Here is a 16,794-nt window from a genome sequence, read left to right on the forward strand (position 1 = left end):
GGGGCCGAGCCCTGTCGCGTACGGCCCGCGACCTGCTGATCCGCGCGCTCAAGCCTGTCCGGTCAGCAGTTGCGGATGTCGTTGCCGCTGTTGTCCTTGGCCACGTCGTTGCCCCAGCGTGCGAGGTAGTACGCCGACACCCACTGGTTCTGCCACGGACTGCCCGAGTCGAGATCGGTCTTCAGCCACCAGTGGTTGTAGTCGCTGCCGACCTGGACGTTCGGTCCCCAGGTGCGGCAGTAGACGTAGTTGGTCCCCTTGTTCAGCGTCCCCGTGCGCGTGCCGCCGGGAGAGGAGTAGCCCGGTGCCGCGGAATGGGTGTCCACCCAGTACTTGGCGGGAGGGGGAACACTCCCGCCGGTGACGTACCGCATGTAGGTGGTCCAGTTCCAGTACGACCCCGGATCGGTGTGGGTGGCCCCCGGCACCTGGCTGTGCCCGATGATGTGGGTGCGGTCCTTGGGGATGCCGTACCGGTCGCAGATGGTGCGGGTCAGCGCCGCCGAGGCGCGGTACATCGCGTCGGTGAACCACGACGCGTCGCTGACGAAGCCCTCGTGTTCGATCCCGACGGACCGGGTGTTGTAGCTCCAGTTCCCGGCGTGCCACGCGACGTCCTTCTCGCGCACCATCTGCGTGACGGCGCCGTCGGAGGACCGGACGACGTAGTGCGCCGAGACCTGAGCGCTGGGATTCTGGAACCAGGAGATCGTGCCGGCGTACGACCCCTGGGTCACGTGGATGACGACCCGGTCGATCGCGTAGCTCGACGGGCGGCTGGAGGCGGTGTAGTTGCCGGAGTTGGCGGCCACCCAGCTCGCGCTCGGATAGTCGGGGCCGGCGGCCTGGGCGTTCAGGTTGAGCGTCCGGGCATAGGCGCCGAGGTCTGCCTGGACCGCCTGCGGCCGGACCGTCACGACCTCGCCGCTCCGGACGGCGGCCTCGACGCCCCTGCCGAGGAAGTCGTAGACGGTGTCGGCGTACAGCCGCGCCACCTCCGCGGTCGAGGCGTTGCCGTACCTGGCCACGGCCTCGTACCAGCGCCCGGCGTCCTTCCTGGCGGCGGCGTCGAGTCCGAGCTCGTCGGCGTAGGACCGCAGCACCGCGGCGCCGCCCCGGATGTTGGCCGCGTCGTCCTTCCGCAGCGCCGTCACCGGTTCCCCGGTGATCTTTGCTGCTCGCTCCAGGGTGTGGGTGGTCGGATTGCTGACGAGGTGCATCACCCCGTACCCGCCGCTCGCGCTCGGCTGGCCACCGTGCCCGTCGAGATGGGTCTCGGCGTAGGCCAGTGCGACGAGCAGGTCACGCGGCACGTCGTAGGCAGTGGCGGCACCCGCGAAGGCGTCGGCCAGGGGGGCCGTCGGAGCGGCGCTCGCGCTCTGGCCGAGCGCGCCCAGGAGGATGGTCAGGGTCGCGGACAGGACCACGGTTAATCGGTGGGGCATACTCATCCGAGTGTTCTGCACGGGGTCTCCTCAGGAGGGGGTGGGCGTCCCTGCCTCATTCGGATATCACGTATGGCCGCACGGTAAGACGTAATAATGACAAATGTAAATAATTGGCATTACTCGCCGTGCGAACAGGGATTTTCTTCTCTAGCTCAACAAATCACTTAAAACGGATTAAATCCGACCGCGCATCCCGGCCCGCACCGATCATCCGGCCGGGAGCCGGGCGGAGGTACGGCTCACCGGCCAGCCGGCGGTGTGTGCGAGTTCCGCGTACCGGACGGCGTTGCGTACCGCAGCCGACCCCGGGTCGTTGTTGAAGTACACGTAGACGTCGCAGCGCTCGTCCCACGCCTCGGCCAGGCGACGCAGCCAGGAACGGAGCGCGCCGTCGCCGTACGAAGGCCAGGGGGTGGCCAGGCCCTCGTGGAAGCGGAGGTAGGCCCAGTCGGTGGTCCGCCACAGGGGCGTCTGCGGGCGGCCCAGCCGGTCGGCCCAGCACAGGGCCGCCCCGTGGGACGAGAGCACCTCGCGCACGTCGTCACTCCACCAGGACGCGTGCCTCGGTTCGACGGCGACACGCACATGGGAGGGGAAACGGCGCAGGCACGCGCCGAGCCGTACGGGATCCGCCGTCAACGTCGGCGGGAGCTGCAGCAGGACCGGCCCGAGCTTGGTCCCCAGGCCCTCGGCCGCCGCCAGCAGACGTTCGACGGGCTCCTCGGGGTCCTTCAGACGTTTGACATGGGTAAGGAAGCGGCTCGCCTTGACCGCCATCACGAACCCGTCCGGGGTCCGATCCCTCCAGTCCTCGAACGTCCGGCGTGCCGGCAGCCGGTAGAAGGTGGCGTTGTTCTCGGCCGTCTCGAAGCACTCGCCGTACCGCTCCAGCCAGAGCCGCTGGGGCAGGCCGGGTGGATACAGCACCCCGCGCCAGTCGGCGTACTGCCAGCCGGACGTCCCCACCCGCATCATGAGAGCTCACCCCCCCCGTCGCCTCCACCTCCACGAGCGGAGCCTGCCCGCCACCGAGGACGCCACACCGGCCGTGCCCGGGACGAGGTCAGGGCCGGGTCAGACGCCGGTAGACCACCGCGGCCGTCAGCCCGTAGACCAGATGCGGGACGGCGTCACTCATCCACGAGGTCATATCCCAGTCACGCGGGTCGGTCAGCCGGAGCGCGGTGAGAGGGGCGTCCCCGGCGGCCATCGCCGCCACCGACAGTCCCAGGGCGGCCACCGGCAGGGGAAGACGCCGATCCCCGGCGAGCAGCCCGTAGAGCGCGCCGACTCCCAGACCCGCCGCGTAGCCGAGCAGCGCGCCCACCCCCTCGCGCCTGCTGGCCGCGGCCTCTCCGGAGCCGAGGTCGGCACCGGCCCGGTCGGCCAGCTCGCCGGCGGCCCGGGCGGGCAGCTCGCTCGCCGGGCGACCGCGTACGGCCATGTCCAGGTAGGTGACGGCATCCAGCGCGGTGGTGCCCGCCGCGCCCGCGAAGATTCCCGCCGTCAGGCCCATGGCCGGCACCTCCCTGCTCTCCCCCTAGCCGGCGATGAGGTCGGTATGCCCGTCACTGCCCCGGCCAACCACCACACCGATGGCCCCCGCGGGCGGAGCCAGAGCAGCGGTTCCATCAGGATGCCTGATGCCACGGTCCACATGTGGGGGCCCGCGGTGCGGGAACCACGGTCCTCGCGATGGGCGTCAGGCTGTGGGGACCGCGGCCACCGCCTCGATCTCGATCAGGATGTCCGGCCGGAAGAGGCCCGCGACCTGCACGAGTGAGCTCGTCGGGGGACGCTCCAGGTTGACGAACTCGTCGCGTACGGCCCGGACGGTGGGCAGGGCCGAGGTGTCGACGACGTAGATCGTCAACTTGAAAACGTCGTCCCAGGTGGCGCCGCCGGCTTCGAGCGCGGCTCCGACGTTCCGCATGACCAGGCGGGTCTGCGCCTCCCAGTCGCCGGCGGCGGCCGGTGTCCCGTCCGCGGAGATCGGGACCTGGCCCGAGGTCCAGACGAGCCGGCTGTCCGGCGGGACGGTGGCGACGTGGCTGTAGCCGTTGGCCGGCGGCAGCGTCGGGGGAGTGGCGAAGCCGATGTGTGTCACGCGTGTCCGTTCCGGATGTGGCCGTCGTGAGGCGGAGCATTCCGATGCTGCCGGGAAACGGGCATGAGATCAAACGGAATCGCACCGGGCCGGGCCGGTCGAGGTCTCCCCGCGACCGGGGCGCCCCGTCACGGGTCGGCTGTCACAGGGCGGTCAGAACGGGGCGGTTCCGCCGGCGCCGAAGTGGGTCTCGTGCTCCCACAGGTGGGTGCAGCCCGGGCACTGCAGGTGCAGGCGGTTCCCGGTGTTGCCGATGAGGTAGCGCCAGTGCTCCCCGCAGTTCCGGCCCTCCTGGCAGGTCGGGCAGCCCCTGTGGTCGTGGCACCCGGGGCAGGGCACCCAGGCCCTGCGTCCGAGATCGGCGTGCGGATCAATCGGCAGCACGGCCCGGTCCCCTCAGCGGGAGGACGCCGGAGGCCACGAGCATGTCGTAGGTCTCCTGCTGGTGCTCGTCGAGACCGGAGTAGAGCAGGTCGTATGCCTCCTCTTCGCCCCGCATCACCGCCAGCGGATCCCACCCCGTCCCGAGGGCCGCGATGACCGCGGCACGACGGCGGGTCTCGTCGAAGGTGAGGTCGAGCTCGAAGTCGGTGTGTGCGCTGCTGTCCTTACTCATGCACGGCTCTCCGATGGGTGGCGAAGGTGTCATCCGCGTGATCGGGAGGTGCCGGCCGGAGAAGGGCTCAACCGCTGCGAGGGTACGGCGAGGGCGATCCTTTGCGATCACTCGGACATGTGCGGGGATGAGATCTCCCCTACCGAGGGACTTTTATCCCTTTTTATACCTTATATCGCCTTTTCGTGGCTAATTCGTGACGTAGCTCACGGTGCGAGTGTTTACGCGCCCGCGTCCCGGCCGGACGGTGCCTGGCCGGGACGCGGGCTCACGGGCGTGTCAGCACTGGCCGTCCGCGAGGACCCAGTAGTTCGGACCGGTCTGCTTGAGCGTGTGGACGGTGAGGACGTTCCACAGGCCCATGGCGTCGTTGGATCCGTTGGCGTAGACGTAGCCGCCGGACTGATAGGCCCGGCCTGCGGTGGTGTGGACGTAGTTGTTCGCTGTCGCGCAGGTCGGGGGCACGGTCGGCGTGGGCGTGGGGGTCGGCGTGACGGTCGGGGTCGGGGTCGGGTCCGGCTGGGTTCCGCCGTCCAGGCCGAAGAACCGCGCGTCGTGGTAGGCCGAGCAGATGGTGTCGAGGAAGTACGCCGCCGCGGTGCCGCACTGGTCGGCGGCGCTGCCCGGTTTGACCGGCAGGCCGTGTCCCATCCCGTTGATCTCGTACAGGCGCACGTCGTTGTTTCCGTACACCTTCAGCGAGGTGCCGCCGGTGAGTGACTGTGTGGAGGTGGGGGTCTGTGAGACGCCCCGCACATTCGTCCACTGGTCGCGCAGCTGCGTGGCGTTGACCGGCTTGACCGTGTAGTCGGACAGGCCCTGCCAGATGGCGACGCGCGGGTACGGTCCCGAGTGGCCGGAGTAGGCGTTGCGCACCAGGTCGCCCCACTGCTGCGGGGTCTTGCTCGTGGCGTTGTACTGGCAGGAGGACGCCTGGGTCAGGCCGGCCGCGCAGCGGTACGCGATCCCGGCCCCGACCGAGCCGCCGGCGAACACGTCCGGGTAGGTGGCCAGCATGACCGCCGACATGGCCCCGCCCGCCGACAGGCCGGTGACGTAGACGCGTGAGGCGTCGGTCCCGTAGTTGGCGACCGCGTAGCCGACCATGGCGCGGATCGAGGCCGCCTCGCCCTGTCCCCGGGTGGTGTCGCCGGTCTCGAACCAGTTGAAGCAGCTCGACGAGTTGTTGGAACTGTTGGTCTGCGGGACCACGAGGGCGAAGCCCCACTGGTCGGCGTACTTGCGCCACCCCGAGTTGGAGAAGTATCCGCTGGCGTTCTGTGTGCAGCCGTGCAGCAGCACCACGAGCGGGCGGCCGCCGGCCAGGCCGTCGGGGCGGTAGCTGTACATGGCGAGGTTGCCGGGGTTGCTGCCGAACGAGCTGACCTGGACCAGCGACGCCGCTCGCGCGGGAGCCGCGGTCAGGGCCGTACCGGCCAGGCCGGACAGTCCGAGTAGTACGGCCAGCAGGATGAGGGCGGCTCGCGACGGCCGCGCTGGGAGGGATATGACCATGGGGGGACTCCTTGTGTGACCTAGCTCACCGGTCCTTTCAGCGCACGTTAGAACTGGTACAACGCCTCCGACATGTCCGCGAAACACACTTTTCGCCGCCGTGTCATGGACATCGCTCGCCGTCATAGGCCGCCGGAAAGGCTCTGTTGAGCACGGGACAGGATCTTGCGGCTAATAGTTCCTCAGGAAGGTCCCGTCCGGCCTATGATGACGATTAGGAGTCTGATCATGCAGTCTTCTTGTAAGAAAAGCGTTGAAATCCGTAGAAGGTGCCATGCTGCTGAGCTTTCGAGTGGCGAACCATCGGTCAATCCGTGATGAGCAGGAGCTTCTTCTCCTTCCGGTATATGACCGCTCCTGTTCGGTTGTGCCGATCTGCGCCGTCTACGGGGCGAATGCGTCGGGGAAGTCCAACGTCCTCGACGCTCTCGCCTTCATGCGACGTGCTGTCCTTGACTCCTTCTCCCACTGGGACCCGATAGGGGGCGTTCCCCGGGAGCCCTTCGCCTCCAGTCCCGGCGAGTCGAGCTTCGGAGTGGATCTGCGAATCGACGGAGTGCGCCACGTGTATGGCTTCGCCGTTGATGACCGGCACGTGCTCGAGGAATGGCTGTTCACCTATCCTCACGGCCGACGGCGGGTTCTTTTCGAACGTCACGGCTCGCAGATCTCCTTCGGTGACTCGTTCAAAGGTCCCCGGAGCACATTCGAGGAGCTGACCAGGTCGAATGCCCTGTTCCTCAGCGTGGCCGCCCATCTCGCGAGCGAACGACTCCTGCCGGTCTACGGATGGTTCAAGGAGTCGGTCTCGCTTGCGGATCCCGCCGACAGCTGGGAACGCCGGAAGGTCTCGCTGTCACTCTTCACAAGAGAGCCTGACCGGGTCGTCTCCCTGCTCCGCGCCGCCGACCTGGGCATCGATGGCATGCGCGTGGAGTCGACGGACCTCGCCGGCAGATCCCGCATTACCTTCAGGCACTGCGCCGGTTTTGACCTGCCCTTCGAGGACGAGTCCCGCGGCACCCAGATCTGGTTCGACCACCTCGGAGTGATCCTGCACGCCCTGGACACGGGCACCCTGCTGGCCGTCGACGAGCTCGACCGGAGCCTCCATCCGCTCCTGGTCCGTGAGTTCGTCCGGCTGTTTCGGAGCCCGGCGACCAATCCACGAGGCGCCCAACTCGTGTTCACCACCCATGACGCCTCTCTGCTCAGCCGCCACCGGGGGGAGGAGCTGCTTGACCGCGACGAGGTGTGGTTCACCGAAAAAGACCAGGACGGAGCGACAGCTGTGTTTCCCCTCACCGACTTCAAACCCAGGCAGGGCCTGAACTGGGAACGACGTTATCTGGGCGGAGCGGTGCGCGCGGTCCCCTTCCTCGACGAGGAAGTTTTCCAGAACGCCGCACGCCAAGAAACCGCCCATGGTTAGCCGCAGGCGCGAGGGCAAGATCAGACGGGATGCCCGCCAGCGGAGAGACTTGGTCAAACGGCTGCTTGTGGTGGTTGGCGGGGCAAAGACCGAAAAGCTTTACATCGACGGCCTCAAACGCAGCGAGCGCAACCCCGCTGTAAACGTGATTATCAAGGATCGGGCGAAGTCCCCGGCGGAGATCGTTGCATATGCCGCAACGCTCTAGCGGCAGGAACCTGATGATTTTGACGAGGTCTGGTGCGTATTCGATGTTGATGAGTTCCGCAACATCCCTGAGGCCGCAGCCCTCGCCCGGCGCATGGGAATACAACTCGCGATCTCCAGCCCCTGCTTTGAATTCTGGCTGCTCCTCCATTTCCGCGATCACGCCGGACATCTCAACTCGTACGCCGACACACTCCACCTGCTGAGCAAGCATCTGCCCGACTACGACAAGGCGGATCTTCGGTTTTCCGACTTCGCACCCGGTGTTGCGACAGCATGTGAAAGAGCACGACGTCTCGGCCCGGCAGGAACGGCACACGAGGGCAACCCGTCTACTGGTGTATGGCGACTGGTTCAGGTCATCGGCACCTTCGCTGACCCGCGCTGCCAGCCATCGGCACCGTCAGCGAGCCGGCCCGAGCCTCAGCGGTAGCCGCGCCAGCCGCCACGACGCCGGCATCAACTGACGCTCCAGCTCCTCCGGCTTCACGGCGAGGGCGAGATCGGGGAAGCGGCGCAGCAGCGCCTCGAACGCCACCTCGCCCTCCTGGCGGGCCAGTGCCGCGCCCAGGCAGTAGTGCAGGCCGTACCCGAAACCGACGTGGTTCTCCCGGTGCCCGTCCGGCTGGCGGGTGATGTCGAGCCGCTCGGGGGCGTCGAACTCGCGCGGGTCGTAGTTGGCTCCCACGAGCATGGCCATCACCGCCTCGCCCCGCTTCACTGGCATGCCCCCGACGTCGAGGTCCTCGGCCGCGTAGCGCATCCGGGTCCCCTGGACGGGACCGCACCAGCGCATCAGCTCGTGGACGGCACGGGGCATCAGCTCCGGCTCACCGCGGAGCAGGTCGAGCTGGTCGGGGTGGGTGAGCAGGGCGGCGGTACCGTTGCCGATCAGGTGAGCGGTGGTCTCGTGCCCCGCGAGGACCAGGGTCAGGACCATCGTGACCATCTCGGTGTCGCTGAGCCGGTCACCGTCCTCGTCATGGGTACGGATCAGGCCGCTGAGCAGGTCCTCGCCGGGTGCGGCGCGGCGCCGTCCGATCAGCTCCTCGATGTGCGCGATCATCTCCTGGAGCACCGTCCCGAAGCCGCCCGGCTCCATGGTCACCAGCGCCTTCCCCCACTTCCGCCACTGCGGGCGGTCCTCCTCGGGGATGCCGACCAGCTCGCAGATGACGGTGATCGGCAGGGGATAGGCGAAGTGCTCGATCAGGTCGACCACACCGTCCTGGGCCGTGGCGGCGAGTCTGTCGAGGAGGTCCTCGGTGATCTCCTCCACCCGGGGCCGCAGCTCGGAGACCCGGCGCGCGGTGAACGTGCGCGAGACGAGCTTGCGCAGCCGAAGGTGATCGGCGCCGTCGGCGTCCAGGACGCTGTCCAGCACATACCGCGCGTACTCCGGGGGGATACCCCGCGCCTTGAGCTCCTTCTCGCGGATGTTCTGCACGTCCATCCCCGGCACGTTCGCCGGGTTGTTGACGAACCTCGGGTCGCTCAGCACCATTTTCACGTCGTCGTACCGGGTGGCCAGCCAGATCGGCGAGGCGGATCCGAGGAAGGCACCCCGTACCAGGGGCGCCTGCTCGCGTATCCGCGAGTATCCCCCGAAGGGGTCGCGCAGCAGCTCGGGGTCCAGCAGGTTCACCGCGCCGCCGGCACCATCCGTACGGCCTGTCGCGGTGCCGTCCGTGGTCGCGGTGACGCTGGTCGTACTGGAATCGGCCGGAGTGCTCATACTTGCCCCCCTCGGGCGTCGGGTGAGTTTCCGCCTGCTGATGTACTCGTCCGCTATATCTCCAGCATGCATCGGCGGCGGCCGATGACCTACGGTGTCGCCACGCGCGTCGGCCGGATTCACCGGAAACGCTGAGGGGCGGGCGCACTCAACACCCGTTACGGGTAATCCGTCAGCCGTGGACGGGGAGCCTACTCCGGTGGCCGCCGCCGGGAGGTCTGTGTCACCTGGAGGTCCCGCAGGAGGATCTGCGTCGCGGCGGCGACGGCGTTCACGGCCCGGTCGAAGGCCTCCGCGTTGCGCGCGGACGGCGCCCGGAACCCGGAGAGCTTACGGACGTACTGGAGGGCGGCGGCACGCACATCCTCGTCCGTCACGTCGCTGGCGTACGGTTCACGAAGGGTTTTGATGCTCCGGCACATGGCACGACGGTACGGCATGCGGTCCCCCGCGTTCCCTTCCAGTCCGGTCCGGCCGGTCTCCCTGAACGGCGTCCCGGCGACGGCCTGCCCGGCCCCGAGAGGTTCGCCGGCCTGGTCGGCGGGGGAGCCGGACCCCGGCAGGGCGGGCGGTGAGGTCACCGTACGGTCAAATGTTCGTCGGGAAACGCGGAGATAAGCCCGCAGGGCATGCGGGTAGGACAGCGCCGTGAAGGGCGAAGCGAACCCCACGGAGCCACGCGATCCGGCCCCGGTCCTGGACGGTGTCCGGCCGCCGTCCCGGCTGGAACGGCCGCCCGGCCTCGGCAGACCACCGCGCTGAGCGTGGTGAGCGATGCCCCCGGTTTTCCGGCGAGTCGCCGACCGGCTGACGGATGCCGCCCCGGGCTGGCTGGTGGAGACGGTACGGCCGGCGCCCGCGACGCTCCGCTGGGAGCCGATGCTGCGCACGGCCGTGGTCGTGATCACCCCGCTCCTCGTGGGGCTCGCCGCCGGGCAGATCGCGCTCGGCATACTTCCGGCCATGGGCGCCATGGCCACCTCCATGGCCGACCGGGGCGGGTCCTACCGGAACAGGATCATCGTGATGAGCGCGGCCGGCGTGGGCGGGGCGCTGGGCTATGCCGCGGGGGCCACGGCGCGAGGCCACGGCTGGTGGACGGTGCTGGTCGTGGTGGCCGTCTCGGTGGTGGCCGCGCTGATCAGCACGGGTGGGGCCGCGGGGTCGGCGGGCGGGCTCCAGCTGCTCGTGATGACCGTGCTGGGCACCGGCATGTCGATGCGGGGATCGCCCGCCATGAACACGCTGAGCTTCCTGCTGGGTGTACTGCTGGCCCTCGTGCTGGCTCTGGCCCGCTGGCCGGTGCGTCCCCGGGAGGCGGAGGAGGCCGCGGTGATCGAGGTCTACCGGTCCCTCGGCCTGCTGTTCGCCGAGCGCGACCATGACATCCTGGCGGCGTTCGACACCGCTCTCAGCAAGGGCTATGCCACCGTGCTCGGCGCCCGTTCCACGGCGATAGGTAAGGATCCCGAGCGGACCCGCCTGGTGGCCCTGCTGAACCAGGCCTCGCTGATCCGTAACGCGCTACTCTCCCTGTGCCAGGAGGAACGCGATCCGCCCCGGGAACTGCGCGTCACCATGGACAAGATCGTCGACGCGCTCGCCGGTGGGCGTAAACCGCCGGCGCGCCGGTACGAGTGCGACTCACCCGCCCTGTGCGCCCTCTGCTCCGCCGTGCAGGGAGCCGTCGAGCTGGTCTCCGGCGGCGACGTCGCCCGCGACCAGCTGCCCTATGAGCCGGTCGGGCCGCGGCAGAGGTTCCAGGCGATCTGGGAGAAGGTGTGGTACGGGCACCTCACGCGCGTCTACACGGTCCGGCTCGCGCTGTGCATGGGTGTCGCCGGCGCGCTGAGCCTGGTCGGCTGGTTCGAGCGGTCCTACTGGGTGATGCTGACCGTCGCGCTGGTGCTCAAGCCCGACTTCGGTTCGGTGTTCGCCCGTGCCGTACAGCGTGCGCTCGGGACGCTCGCGGGCATAGTGATCGGCACCGTCGTGCTTCTCGTGGTGCCGTACGGTCCGGGGCTCCTGGTCCCGCTCGCCGTCCTCGCGGCGCTCCTGCCGTACGGCCGGCAACGCAACTGGGGCCTGCTGTCGACCTTTCAGGCGCCGCTGGTCCTGCTCCTGGTGGACCTGCTGACCCGTAGCGGTCCGAAGCTGGCCGAGATACGGCTGGTGGACACCATAGCCGGATGCGTCATCGTCCTGCTGCTGGGCTATCTGCCGTGGCCGGCGAGCTGGGAGGCGCCGGTCGGGCCGAGGTTCGCCGACGCGGTGTCGGCCACCGCGCACTATCTCCGGCACGCGTTCGACCCCGGAGCCGGCAGAAGGGCCCTGCTCCGCCGCAGGGCCTACGACGCCCTGGCCGACCTGCGGACGGTCTTCCAGCGGGCGGTGACCGAGCCGCCAGCGGTCAGCAGGCGGATCACCACCTGGCTGCCCGCGATGACCGCACTGGAACAGGTGGCCGACGCGATCGCCATGACCGTCGCGCGCACCGAACACGGTGCCCCGCCGCCGTCGGACGAGGGTATCCAGGCTCTGGCGACGTCCCTGGAGGACCTGGCCGCCGATGTCCGCGCGGGGCGGACGCCGGGAAAGTTCGAGTCCGCCGATGAGCAGGCGCTGGAGCAGGTGAACTCCGCCGTCCAGGGCCTGTACGACACGGTGTCGGGGGAGCACCCCGACCTCGGCGGTGCCGGCGGGAGGGGAGGCGCGACGTAGGCCACGGAGATCACTCAACGAGGGTGCGCCGTAGCGGGCAAGTATGGCATGAGTTGCGGCGACTTTGAGGGACAGCCTCTCCATTGAAGATGTCAGATGTCTGATTTGGCACATTGGTCGGCCTGACGGCATCATCCTCTCCTACCGTCCATCGGACGGAGGGCGTCCGGGCTCGACACGCTACGGCCGGCGCTCCATACCTTCGGGGAAGGGAGAAGCGTGACGGCTGCGTCCCGCGGGATTCGGCGTCACGGTGCCCTCCGCCCCCTGGTCGCGGCGTTCACCGCCGTGATCCTCTGTGCCTGCGTGGCGTCGGCGGGTCAGGCCTCACCGACGCCCGGCCCCGAGAAGCTACGCAAGGAGCTCGCGCAGTTACAGAAGCGGTCCGAGACCATGATCGCCGAGTACTACGCCGGCCGGGTCGAGCTGCAGAAGGTGGAGAAGACCGAGAAGGTGGCGCGCGGCAATCTGAAGCGCGCGCAGCAGGAGTTCGATAAGGCCGCCACGGAGATCCGCCTGCTGGCCGCCGAGCAGTATCGCACCGGCGGGATGAACGCGACCTTCGCACTGGTGAGTGTCGCCGACCCCCGCGCCCTGCTGAGCGGCCTGGCGCTCACCCAGCAGATCATGAGCGAGCAGGACGCCAGACTGCGGGTGTTCATGAAGGTCCGCGACTCCCGCCGGGAAGCGCAGAAGACGGCCGAGACGCGCACCGCCGAACTCCGGGCCTCGCTCAGGAAGCTCGACGCCCAGAAGAGGCGCGCCGGGAAACTGATCGACCAGATCAAGGACAAGATCGACCTGCTCTACCCCACTCCGGGGCTCAGGAGGGCCGACGGCAGCTGGGTTCCCCAGCTGCCGTCAGGACCGGACAACATCACGCCGCGGATGCGGCTGGTCCGCCAGCTCATCGCGCAACGCTTCGGGCCCCGCTTCGGGATCGGCTGTTACCGGTCCGACGGCGGAATCTCGGGAGGCGGCGAGCATCCCCTCGGGCGCGCCTGCGACTTCATGCTCAGCAGCGGGGGCGGCTTCCCCTCCGCCACCGAGACCGCGCGCGGCCACGAGATCGTGGCCTGGGCCATCAAGAACGCCCAGCGGCTCGGCATCATGTACATCATTTTCCGCCAGCGGATCTGGCATGTCCGTACCGGCACCTGGCGGATGATGTCCGACCGCGGCGGCACCACGGCCAACCACTTCGACCATCCACACATCTCGGTCTACTAGTTCTCTCTCGGCCTGACCTGCGGTTACGTAGACGGTCACCCTGGGATCGATGTAGGTTCCGCGGTTCAGGTCACTCGTGACCTGTGCGTCGAACGCCTCCGCACAGGTGTCGGGGTCGTTGCCTGCTTTCTTGGCGAAGTTCCTCTTGCGCTGGCTACCGGACTCGTCGCGCCAGCGCACCTGCCAGCGGTCGCCGATGCCGTACTCGGAGTTGCGGACCTTCTTGGTAGTGCCGTCCGGCTGCTTCGCCATCTTGTGCCAGCGGCCATAAACGGTCACGGCTGCCTCCGCACCCAGGCCACGACGTCTTCGGGCAGGTAGCGGACGTGACGGCCGACCTTGTGACTCTCTGGGCCGGTGCCGCTGTGGCATAGAACCGTCTCCACACTTTGGGGGATTGACAATCTCCTACGGACAGCAAGCGTCAAGGCCGGGGCGGCGCAGTCGGAACGAGAATGACGAATATTAACGGCTGGCGCCCCGGCCCCTGGCCCCCCGAAGCCGGCGACCTTGCTCAGGCACCACCGAGGTCACCCCGGAGGCGGCGAACCTACTCTGTGGGGACGGGAGGCTGGGTCAGATCCGGTTCTGATCCGATGCCGGGTCACCAAGCCATCGGTCGAACCACTCGCGAGTACGCCGGAGCCCGTCGATCTGGTGGTTGCGTTCCCTGAACGAGTGTCCCTCTCGCGGGTAGACGACGAACGCGTGCTCGACGCCGAAATGACACAGCGCGCGATGGAAGAACATCGCCTGGCCGAGCGGCACATTCGTGTCGTTCTCACCGTGCAGGATCAAAACCGGGGTGCGGACCTTCGAGACGAACGAGATCGGGCTGAGCCGGTCGTGGCGGTGCGGGCCGGGCCCCTCCCAGCCGACACTGCCGCCGAGCCCGGATTCATAGGTTCCTTGTTCGCCGGTCGCCGCTTGCATTCCCCAGTCGCTGATCCCGGCGCCCATCAGCGCGGCCTTGAACCGGTCGGTCTGCCCGATCGCCCACGCGGCCATGAATCCGCCGTGGCTCCCTCCGCCGATTCCGAGCCGGTCCGGATCCGCGACTCCATCGGCGATCAGCAGGTCGATCCCGCTGACGATGTCGGTCCATTCGTCCATGCCGTGACCGCGTAGGCGACCCAGCGGCCGTCCGGGGAGATCACCGGACATCGCGGCACGGCGCTGTCCACGATCAGCTCAGCGGTCAGCTCCGGTGCGCTTTCACTCATGCAGTCTGCCCTTCCATTCCTGCCATAGCGGGATACGGACCATGTCAGTTCTCATGTGAACTGGCGAGAAGGGCAGGGCACACTCAGGGCACATGGGCACGAGAAGCAGCGTGAAACGATGAGAATCAGTGAAAGCCAAAAGCCCAGCTCACAACGCCTTCTAGGAGATCACCGCAGGTCAGTCATTATGATGGATCAGATCTACGACGTTTGACGCCTCTGTCTATTTTGGCAGGGAGGGGGGCACCGGGCAGCGTGCGGGCATCTTACGAAAGGCCGTCGACCGTCCCTCCGCCGAGGGCACAGTCGACGGCCTTCGCACAAACAACTTGGCTGCGCCCGATGGCGCGATCGACCTCGGCGGTTTCACGCGGAGGTCGAAGGTCTATTTAGCTGGCGGAGAAGTCGAATTCGCCGTTCTTGACGCCGCTGACGAATGCCTCCCACTCGGCGCGGGTGTAGACGATCACCTCGGCGTCGGGACGACGGCTGTGCCGTACGGCGACGCGCCCACTGCCGTCGGTCAGCGGACCGGCCTCGACGCACTGCCCACCACCGTCAGGGCTCCGGCTGCTGATGCGCCAGGCGACCCCCGTCAACTCCTCGGGGTTGATCATCACGTACTCCTCCCTCTCGCTCGTTTAGCACGACCGACCGCGGTCCGGATGACAGTCGCGGACTCATCCGGGGTGAGAGCGATGCTACGTAGGGAATCGTACGCTCGTGCGAAGTTCTCGACACCCTCCGCTTCGGTGTAGACAGCACCTCCCCGGATCTCTACGCAGGTCACGTCAGAGTAGGGCTCCGGCATGTCAAAGATCATGAAAGCACCCTCCGGACTGGCATGCGCTCCGGCGGCGAACGGCAGGACCCGGATTGTCACGTTCGACCTCGTCATGACTTCAGCCAGGTGCTCCAACTGGGCGCGCATCACCTTCGGGCCGCCAGTCATACGGTGCAGCACGGCCTCGTCAAGAACGACCTCCAGGTTCGGAGCCGATTCGGCGTTGAGCACGCGTTGCCGGTCCATCCGGAACTCCACCCAGCGCTCGATCTGCTCGCCAGGAGTGTCCATACCGCCCGCCGTAATGACCGCTTGAGCGTAGTCCCGGATTTGGAGGAGCCCGGGGACAACCATCGCCGTATAGCAGCGGATCCCCTCCGCGCGGGTTTCGAGCCAGGCGTGGTCGAACATCACGCCAAGGGAGTCAGCGGCGTAACCATCGTCCCACCAGCCCCTGCGCCAGATGTCGCGGCTGAGCCGCTCCAGCCCGTCGCGGATCTTCTGGTCGCCGACGTCGTACAGGTTGAGAAGTGCCAGCACGTCGGACACCCTCGCCGGGATGATGCCGGACTCCAGCCGGCTGATGGTGGCGGCGTCCCGCTGCAGGTAGTCACCCGCCTGCCTGAGCGTCAGCTTGGCCGACTCGCGGAACTCCTTGAGATATTTGCCGAGCCACTGCGCCCGCAGCGTCGGTCCTCGCTTCGCGCCCATCGCCGTCTCCTTCGAGCTCGCGCCGTCTGCGTCGCAGATTCAATTCGGGGTGCGTCGGGGCAACTCCAACAAGCTCATTAAGCAAGCTTGCGTAACCACGAATTCGATGTCACGCTACCGAAGCACCAACGGTCACGCTATGCGTTTACTCGAAGACGCAGAGGAATCAACGCGGGGCGGAACCGTCCACCAGATCTCCACTCAGGTCCAGCACCGGAAGGGAGTACGACGACATGGAGCGCCACGCTGGTTCCGACCAGTCATCCGCCTGCCATGACCCGGACTTCGATGAACACTGCCCGCAGAACACCGATCCGGAGCGTGCGTGCGCGAGTGCCCACATGCCGACCGGTGATCTCCCGCGCATGTTCGCCCTGGTCCAGGAGTTCGACGAGGACGACGAGGACGACGGGCAGAGTTCACGGGAAGTGGTGGCGTACGGGCTGGTGCTGCCAGATGGGACGGCGGCGACCATCAGCAGGAACGGCAACGGGTTCGGCCGGTGGACGAACGCCCACCGGGCCGCGCGGCGGCTGAGCTCCGACCTTGTCTGGCTCAGCGAGAGCGGCATCTAGCCAAGAATGGAAAGGCGCCCCGGATCTGGATCCGGGGCGCCTGGGCGGTGCTAGGGCGTGTTCTGAGTTCGGATCTCTAGGTGGGTTGGAGGCTTCGGATCCATAGGATCGTGCCCCGCAGGTGGAGCCCGGCCAGGTAGCTCTCCGGGGTCTTGTCGAAGCGGAAGGCCAGCCCGCGCCATTCCTTGATCCGGTTGATGCAGCGCTCGGCGGTGTTGCGTTCTTTGTACAGAGCCTCGTCGTGGTGGATGGGGCGGCCTCCGCGTGAGCCGCGTTTCGTGCGGTTGGCCGCCTGGTCGGCCTTCTCCGGAATGACCGCTTGGATGCCGCGTCTGCGCAGGTAGGTGCGGTTGGCTCGGGAGGAGTAGGCCTTGTCTGCGGCGATCGCGCCGGGACGGGTACGGGGACGGCCGATCGGGACGCGGACCTTGATGTGGGCCAAGACGGCGGCGAAGCGCGGGCTGTCGGCGGCCTGCCCGGGGGTGAGCAG

18 protein-coding genes and 1 pseudogene are annotated in these 16,794 nt (G+C 68.0%); 6 read left to right on the forward strand and 13 right to left on the reverse strand.

The window, feature by feature from the left end; genetic code table 11:
- Positions 1-62: 62 nt before the first annotated feature.
- The 7 genes from ACIN94_RS29920 to ACIN94_RS29950 form a co-directional block, all read right to left on the reverse strand.
- The gene (locus ACIN94_RS29920; RefSeq protein ID WP_400713290.1) at positions 63-1,451 is read right to left on the reverse strand and encodes an N-acetylmuramoyl-L-alanine amidase; all 1,389 of its coding nucleotides are present in this window, start codon (positions 1,449-1,451) and stop codon (positions 63-65) included.
- Between the two features lie 204 nt (positions 1,452-1,655).
- Positions 1,656-2,423, reverse strand: a complete 768-nt coding sequence (locus ACIN94_RS29925) for a DUF72 domain-containing protein (RefSeq protein WP_400713293.1) — start codon at positions 2,421-2,423, stop codon at positions 1,656-1,658.
- Positions 2,424-2,511: 88 nt separating this feature from the next.
- Positions 2,512-2,964, reverse strand: coding sequence for a hypothetical protein (locus ACIN94_RS29930; RefSeq protein ID WP_400713296.1), 453 nt, complete (start codon positions 2,962-2,964; stop codon positions 2,512-2,514).
- A 186-nt stretch (positions 2,965-3,150) separates the two neighbouring features.
- A complete protein-coding gene (locus tag ACIN94_RS29935) occupies positions 3,151-3,555 on the reverse strand; it encodes a RidA family protein (RefSeq protein WP_400713299.1) in 405 nt (134 codons plus the stop codon).
- Between the two features lie 153 nt (positions 3,556-3,708).
- Positions 3,709-3,939, reverse strand: a complete 231-nt coding sequence (locus tag ACIN94_RS29940; RefSeq protein ID WP_400713302.1) for a hypothetical protein — start codon at positions 3,937-3,939, stop codon at positions 3,709-3,711.
- Positions 3,926-4,171 (reverse strand): DUF6400 family protein, encoded by a 246-nt coding sequence (locus ACIN94_RS29945; RefSeq protein WP_400713305.1) that lies wholly within the window; start codon positions 4,169-4,171, stop codon positions 3,926-3,928. Before ACIN94_RS29945 ends, ACIN94_RS29940 begins: the two co-directional genes overlap by 14 nt.
- Positions 4,172-4,450: 279 nt before the next feature.
- On the reverse strand, positions 4,451-5,686 hold the full coding sequence (locus ACIN94_RS29950; RefSeq protein WP_400713308.1) for an alpha/beta hydrolase family esterase: 1,236 nt from the start codon (positions 5,684-5,686) through the stop codon (positions 4,451-4,453).
- 367 nt (positions 5,687-6,053) lie between these two features.
- Between ACIN94_RS29950 and ACIN94_RS29955 the strand changes: the two genes are divergently transcribed.
- The 3 genes and pseudogenes from ACIN94_RS29955 to ACIN94_RS29965 all read left to right on the forward strand — a co-directional run.
- Positions 6,054-7,118 carry an ATP/GTP-binding protein gene (locus ACIN94_RS29955; RefSeq protein WP_400713311.1) on the forward strand — a complete coding sequence of 355 codons (1,065 nt, stop codon included), beginning with the start codon at positions 6,054-6,056 and terminating at the stop codon, positions 7,116-7,118.
- Positions 7,111-7,326, forward strand: coding sequence for a hypothetical protein (locus ACIN94_RS29960; RefSeq protein WP_400713314.1), 216 nt, complete (start codon positions 7,111-7,113; stop codon positions 7,324-7,326). The genes ACIN94_RS29955 and ACIN94_RS29960 overlap by 8 nt, the downstream gene beginning before the upstream one ends.
- 18 nt (positions 7,327-7,344) lie before the next feature.
- Positions 7,345-7,758: pseudogene (locus ACIN94_RS29965) on the forward strand (RloB family protein); the annotation flags it as partial.
- On the opposite strand, the gene ACIN94_RS29970 reads toward ACIN94_RS29965, so the two are convergent.
- Both ACIN94_RS29970 and ACIN94_RS29975 read right to left on the reverse strand, forming a co-directional pair.
- Positions 7,729-9,060, reverse strand: coding sequence for a cytochrome P450 (locus tag ACIN94_RS29970; RefSeq protein ID WP_400713316.1), 1,332 nt, complete (start codon positions 9,058-9,060; stop codon positions 7,729-7,731). The pseudogene ACIN94_RS29965 and the gene ACIN94_RS29970 sit on opposite strands and share 30 nt — an antisense overlap.
- A 191-nt stretch (positions 9,061-9,251) precedes the next feature.
- Positions 9,252-9,641 carry a DUF2277 domain-containing protein gene (locus ACIN94_RS29975; protein ID WP_400713319.1) on the reverse strand — a complete coding sequence of 130 codons (390 nt, stop codon included), beginning with the start codon at positions 9,639-9,641 and terminating at the stop codon, positions 9,252-9,254.
- Between the two features lie 193 nt (positions 9,642-9,834).
- Here ACIN94_RS29975 and ACIN94_RS29980 point away from each other — a divergent pair, with 193 nt between their 5' ends.
- Together ACIN94_RS29980 and ACIN94_RS29985 are read left to right on the forward strand one after the other, a co-directional pair.
- On the forward strand, positions 9,835-11,781 hold the full coding sequence (locus ACIN94_RS29980; RefSeq protein ID WP_400713322.1) for an FUSC family protein: 1,947 nt from the start codon (positions 9,835-9,837) through the stop codon (positions 11,779-11,781).
- 219 nt (positions 11,782-12,000) lie between these two features.
- The gene (locus ACIN94_RS29985) at positions 12,001-13,011 is read left to right on the forward strand and encodes a coiled-coil domain-containing protein (RefSeq protein ID WP_400713325.1); all 1,011 of its coding nucleotides are present in this window, start codon (positions 12,001-12,003) and stop codon (positions 13,009-13,011) included.
- A 576-nt stretch (positions 13,012-13,587) separates the two neighbouring features.
- Here the strand turns inward: ACIN94_RS29985 and ACIN94_RS29990 are convergent.
- The 3 genes from ACIN94_RS29990 to ACIN94_RS30000 form a co-directional block, all read right to left on the reverse strand.
- The gene (locus ACIN94_RS29990; protein WP_400713328.1) at positions 13,588-14,124 is read right to left on the reverse strand and encodes an alpha/beta hydrolase family protein; all 537 of its coding nucleotides are present in this window, start codon (positions 14,122-14,124) and stop codon (positions 13,588-13,590) included.
- A 499-nt stretch (positions 14,125-14,623) separates the two neighbouring features.
- On the reverse strand, positions 14,624-14,851 hold the full coding sequence (locus ACIN94_RS29995) for a DUF397 domain-containing protein (RefSeq protein ID WP_400713331.1): 228 nt from the start codon (positions 14,849-14,851) through the stop codon (positions 14,624-14,626).
- Positions 14,851-15,729, reverse strand: a complete 879-nt coding sequence (locus tag ACIN94_RS30000; RefSeq protein ID WP_400713334.1) for a helix-turn-helix domain-containing protein — start codon at positions 15,727-15,729, stop codon at positions 14,851-14,853. Before ACIN94_RS30000 ends, ACIN94_RS29995 begins: the two co-directional genes overlap by 1 nt.
- 233 nt (positions 15,730-15,962) lie before the next feature.
- Between ACIN94_RS30000 and ACIN94_RS30005 the strand changes: the two genes are divergently transcribed.
- Positions 15,963-16,304, forward strand: a complete 342-nt coding sequence (locus ACIN94_RS30005; RefSeq protein WP_400713337.1) for a hypothetical protein — start codon at positions 15,963-15,965, stop codon at positions 16,302-16,304.
- A gap of 76 nt (positions 16,305-16,380) precedes the next feature.
- Here ACIN94_RS30005 and ACIN94_RS30010 read toward each other — a convergent pair.
- Positions 16,381-16,794 (reverse strand): transposase (locus tag ACIN94_RS30010; protein ID WP_400713340.1); only part of this gene is annotated, 414 nt, incomplete at its 5' end.

It is taken from the genome of Streptosporangium sp. NPDC087985, assembly GCF_044741965.1.
GTDB lineage: Bacteria > Actinomycetota > Actinomycetes > Streptosporangiales > Streptosporangiaceae > Streptosporangium.

Coding starts and splice junctions, on each gene's coding strand:
- ACIN94_RS29995 (WP_400713331.1), bottom strand. CDS start 14,851: ATGATCAACCCCGAGGAGTTGACGGGGGTCGCCTGGCGCATCAGCAGC.
- ACIN94_RS29960 (WP_400713314.1), top strand. CDS start 7,111: ATGGTTAGCCGCAGGCGCGAGGGCAAGATCAGACGGGATGCCCGCCAG.
- ACIN94_RS29980 (WP_400713322.1), top strand. CDS start 9,835: ATGCCCCCGGTTTTCCGGCGAGTCGCCGACCGGCTGACGGATGCCGCC.
- ACIN94_RS29990 (WP_400713328.1), bottom strand. CDS start 14,124: ATGGACGAATGGACCGACATCGTCAGCGGGATCGACCTGCTGATCGCC.
- ACIN94_RS29920 (WP_400713290.1), bottom strand. CDS start 1,451: ATGAGTATGCCCCACCGATTAACCGTGGTCCTGTCCGCGACCCTGACC.
- ACIN94_RS29925 (WP_400713293.1), bottom strand. CDS start 2,423: ATGATGCGGGTGGGGACGTCCGGCTGGCAGTACGCCGACTGGCGCGGG.
- ACIN94_RS29970 (WP_400713316.1), bottom strand. CDS start 9,060: ATGAGCACTCCGGCCGATTCCAGTACGACCAGCGTCACCGCGACCACG.
- ACIN94_RS29950 (WP_400713308.1), bottom strand. CDS start 5,686: ATGGTCATATCCCTCCCAGCGCGGCCGTCGCGAGCCGCCCTCATCCTG.
- ACIN94_RS29930 (WP_400713296.1), bottom strand. CDS start 2,964: ATGGGCCTGACGGCGGGAATCTTCGCGGGCGCGGCGGGCACCACCGCG.
- ACIN94_RS30005 (WP_400713337.1), top strand. CDS start 15,963: ATGGAGCGCCACGCTGGTTCCGACCAGTCATCCGCCTGCCATGACCCG.
- ACIN94_RS29945 (WP_400713305.1), bottom strand. CDS start 4,171: ATGAGTAAGGACAGCAGCGCACACACCGACTTCGAGCTCGACCTCACC.
- ACIN94_RS30000 (WP_400713334.1), bottom strand. CDS start 15,729: ATGGGCGCGAAGCGAGGACCGACGCTGCGGGCGCAGTGGCTCGGCAAA.